4 protein-coding genes are annotated in these 3,568 nt (G+C 70.3%); 2 read left to right on the forward strand and 2 right to left on the reverse strand.

The features are described 5' to 3' along the window. A partial coding sequence (locus ACQKIP_RS42860; protein WP_427745490.1) for a carboxymuconolactone decarboxylase family protein occupies positions 1-251 on the forward strand: 251 nt, incomplete at its 5' end. A 68-nt stretch (positions 252-319) separates the two neighbouring features. Here the strand turns inward: ACQKIP_RS42860 and ACQKIP_RS42865 are convergent. Together ACQKIP_RS42865 and ACQKIP_RS42870 are read right to left on the reverse strand one after the other, a co-directional pair. Continuing rightward, on the reverse strand, positions 320-1,237 hold the full coding sequence (locus tag ACQKIP_RS42865) for an LLM class F420-dependent oxidoreductase (RefSeq protein ID WP_365865389.1): 918 nt from the start codon (positions 1,235-1,237) through the stop codon (positions 320-322). 75 nt (positions 1,238-1,312) lie between these two features. Beyond that, positions 1,313-2,668, reverse strand: a complete 1,356-nt coding sequence (locus ACQKIP_RS42870; protein ID WP_427745491.1) for a phosphatase PAP2 family protein — start codon at positions 2,666-2,668, stop codon at positions 1,313-1,315. Positions 2,669-2,923: 255 nt separating this feature from the next. Here ACQKIP_RS42870 and ACQKIP_RS42875 point away from each other — a divergent pair, with 255 nt between their 5' ends. Further along, positions 2,924-3,508 carry a hypothetical protein gene (locus ACQKIP_RS42875; protein ID WP_365865387.1) on the forward strand — a complete coding sequence of 195 codons (585 nt, stop codon included), beginning with the start codon at positions 2,924-2,926 and terminating at the stop codon, positions 3,506-3,508. Positions 3,509-3,568: the final 60 nt, after the last annotated feature.

Consider the following 3,568-nt stretch of genomic DNA (forward strand, 5'->3'; position numbering starts at 1 on the left):
CAACCACCGTGTTCACCGAGGCCGAGCAGGCCGCGCTGGCCCTCACGGAGGAGGGCACCCGCATCATCGACGGCTACGAGGGTGTTTCCGACGAGACCTGGGCCCGCGTCCGCAAGCACTACGACGAGGACCAGACCGTCGCGCTTGTCGCCCTGATCGCCATGATCAACGCGACCAACCGTCTGGGCGTGATCCTCAACAACCAGGGCGGCGCCTACGAACCCGGCAACCTCGCCACCACCGCCGGCTGAGCACCGCCCCTACTGCCTGGCCGCCCTCGATCCCTCCCGCGGGACTTCGCAGGGCGGCCCGGCGCACATCACGTGTTTGCCAGCTCTCCGAGCAGTTTCCAGGTGCGGCGGCGGTCCGTGTCGCCGGCGAGTTCCGTCGAGGTGAACACCACCTCCGTCGCCCCGGCTTCCCGATAGCGGCGTACCTCGGCGGCCACTGTCTCCTCGTCGCCGATGACGGCCAGGTCGGCGGCTCTGGTGGCGCCCGAGAGGGCGATGACGCGCTGGTAGGAGGGGAACTGCTCGTAGAACGCGAGGGCCTCGGTCGCGGTCTGCCGCACCCTGTCGGCGTCGGCGGTGACGACGCCGGGCACGAAGGCCACGATCCGCGGGGCGGGGCGGCCCGCAGCCTCGGCGGCGGCGGTGACGGCCGGCACGATGTGCTCGGCCAGTGCGCGCGGGCCGGCCAGCAACGGCAGGATGCCGTCCGCGAGTTCACCCGAGACGCGCAGTGCCTGCGGAGCCATCGCGGCCACCAGGAGCGGCACCTGCGGCTCGGCGCCGGGCACCCGTGCGGGCAGGGGCGTGGTGGCGGTGAGCAGCTCGCCGTGGAAGTCCGAGGCGCCCGTCTCCAGCAACTGGCGGATGGCGGTGAGGAATTCGCGCAGACGGCCGACGGGACGCTCGTGGGGGATGCCGAAGGCCGCTTCGGTCAGCTTCTTCGTGCCGAGGGCGAGCCCCAGGTGGTAGCGGCCGCCGGTCGCGGCCTGGGCCGTCTGGGCCTGGCTGGAGACGAGCAGGGGGTGACGGCCGAACACCGGGATCGCCGAGGTGCCGACGTGCAGCCCCGGCACCTCCCGGCCGACGATCGCGGCGAGCGTGGGGGAGTCGTACGAGAAGGTCTGGCCGAACCACGCGGAGCGCAGACCGGCCTCGTGGGCCTCCCGCGCGAGGTGCACCGTGCCGTCGACCCGGTCCTGAAGTGAGAGCGCTACTCCAATGGTCATACTCACGGCAACCGCCGGTCGCGCGCCCGCCATTCCGGCCCGGCTGTGACAAGCTCATGGCGGCTGCGTAACGGCTCAGGCCGGTTCGGGTTGTGGTTCCGGTTGCAGGGCCGGCGCGGTCTTCGGGTCCCATTGTCTGGTGGTGCGCACGTAGCCGTAGATCACCGAGGCTGTCGCCAGAATGAGCAGCGGGCCGAATACCGCGGGGTACTTGGCCATGTCCATCGGGATGTAGCGGTACGACACCAGGAGCGCGGCGAACACCGTCGAGCCGTGGGCGACCAGCTGAATGCTCTGCCGGTTCCAGCCGCGGTCCAGCGAGCGCAGCGCCGCCTCCACGGTGAGGGTGAACACCACGCCGGCGAGCAGGTCCACGCCGTAGTGGTAGCCGAAGCCAAGCGTCGCGCTGAGCGTGGCGACGAGCCAGAACGTGCCCGCGTACCGCAGAAGGCGCGGGCCCTTGCGGGAGTGGATGAAGATCGCGGTGGCCCAGGCCGTGTGCAGGCTGGGCATGCAGTTGCGCGGGGTGAGTCCGTCGTAGGGCACCGGGTGCGGGGCGGTGACGGGCAGGGGCGTGTGCGGCCACAGGTTGGCCGTCGCCCACTCCACGCCGCCGGTGCCCGAGGTGCCGGGGCCGTAGGCGAAGATCGGCCCGACCACCGGGAAGATCATGTAGAAGGCCGGTCCGATGAGGCCGATCACCAGGAATGTGCGCACCAGGTGGTGGCGCGGGAAGCGGCCCTCGGACGCCACGTTGCGCAGTTGGTACAGGGCGACGGCGATCGCGGCCACCGCGAGCTGGGCGTAGACCAGGTCGAGTACGTGGGTGGTGACCGGGCCGCTGGCCCTGAGGATCCGGCCCGCCAGCCAGGACGGGCTGCCCAGGGCGTGATCGGCCATCGCCACGTACGGGTCGAGGACGGTCGGGCGGGTCTTCGCCGTGATGAGCAGCCAGGTGTCACCGGTTTTGCGTCCTGCCACGAGCAGCAGCCCCAGGCCGACGCCCTTGAGGAGCAGGGTCCGTTCCTTGCCGGTGCGGCGCGTGATCGCGATGACCGCGCAGCCCAGCATCACCCACAGCGCGCCGTTGCCGAAGAACTGGCCCTCGGGCACGTCCGCGTCGATCGCCCACCGCACCAGCACGAAGACGAGGTCAATGGCGATCGCGGCACCCGCCGCGATGAACCGCTGCCGCCAGGTGAGCACCACCATCATCAGCGCCAGGCCGCCGTACAGCGGGCCCGGTTTGGGCGGGAAGAGCACCTCGCGCGCCTGGTTGGTGATCGGGCCCGGCATGCCGCCGTAGCGGCGCGCGGCGATCTCCAGTGCGACGAGGAAACCGAGGGCCACCACGCACGCCGCAGCCCACAGGATCACCCGTGGCTGACGCCATGCGCCGGACTTGATGGTGCGGTCTATTCGTGAAAACACCCGCGAAGCTGTAGGTATCAATTACTTAACCGATTTGGTAGGTGATGTTCAGATAGATGCCCCTTCGTGTTGCGTGACGTGGTTTCCGGTGAAGGAAGGTGATGGGGCGCCCCGTCGCGAGGTCGATCATGCCATTGAGGGTGCTCCGCAGTTGTCGATGGGGCGGTTGAGACGAAAGGGACTGCTGCGCGTACGTGACGGCACACGCAAACCCATCCGGCGCCGGCGTCGCACCGCCGGGGACAGGAGTCGCACGTGTCGCGCAAGAAGACCCTCAGCCGCAAGAAGAAGGTTGCTCTCCTGGTCGGCGCCGCCGCGCTGGTGGCGGGCACCGCGGTGGTGATGACCGGCACGAGCCAGGCCTCGGTGGCGTGTGACGGTCTGGCCACCGCGCTGACCAACAACGAGGAGTTCGTCGCGGGCCAGCGGGCGAACCCCGACGCGCAGTCGGCGGCGCGGATCGCCAACCGGGAAGCGGTCATCGAGGAGATCAAGCGGAAGCAGGCGGCGTCGGGCTGCGAGGGGGGTGAGGGCGCGGAGGCCGGGGGAGGTGCGGATGCCGTGGGAGCGGGAGAAGCCCCCGGAGCGGAGGGCGAAGTCGTCTGCGCCGGCTCCACCGTCACGCTGTCCGGCGAGAGCGGAGCACCCGCCGCGTCCAGCAACGAGTTCCCCGTCGGTACGCAGCTGAAGGTGACGAACCTGGACAACGCCAAGTCCACCACGGTGGAGGTCACCTCGGCGTCGGGCAGCTGCGTACTCCTCAACGACGAGGCGTTCGAGGAAGTGCGCGAGCCCGGGAAGTTCCTGATCCGCAAAGCGCGGATCGAGCGCGTCGGGTAGCCGGCACCCCGGATCGGGTAGCCGCAGCCCCGGACAGGAGGGCCCTGCGACAGCTGGAGG

The organism is Streptomyces sp. NPDC059900, assembly GCF_050270335.1.
GTDB lineage: Bacteria > Actinomycetota > Actinomycetes > Streptomycetales > Streptomycetaceae > Streptomyces.

Excerpts from the sequence above, each read along its gene's own strand:
- ACQKIP_RS42865 (WP_365865389.1), bottom strand. The coding sequence starts at position 1,237 with ATGACCATTGGAGTAGCGCTCTCACTTCAGGACCGGGTCGACGGCACG.